Below are 343 nucleotides of genomic sequence, written 5' to 3'. Positions count from 1 at the left end.
CAAAAAAATAACACCGCCATCATGTCCTGAAATAAAAAAAGCGCCGACCGGCGCTTTTTTTTATGGGTTAGACTCACTTTGTCACTTTAGCTTCAGTAGCAGTGGCCGCAGAACAGCCGGTCAGCCTTTACCGCCGCGAATCGCTTCGATAATTTCTGTGGTCGAACAGCCGTCTTCAAAGTTCAGTACTCGTACTTCACCGCCGTTGGCAATCACTTCCTGACCGCCGGCAATTTGCTCTGGTTTATAATCACCGCCTTTTACCAGCAGATCAGGCAGGATCTCACTGATCAGGCGCTGAGGCGTATCTTCTTTGAACGGCACCACCCAGTCCACCGCGGCC

At 51.0% G+C, this 343-nt stretch carries 1 pseudogene; it reads right to left on the bottom strand.

Annotated elements, in window-relative coordinates:
* Positions 1 to 120 precede the first annotated feature (120 nt).
* Positions 121 to 343 (bottom strand): annotated as a pseudogene (locus ACYP03_RS24975) (bifunctional heptose 7-phosphate kinase/heptose 1-phosphate adenyltransferase); the annotation flags it as partial.

The sequence above is a fragment of the Photobacterium sp. R1 genome, assembly GCF_054600795.1.
This window is presented reverse-complemented; position numbering and strand designations above follow the sequence as displayed.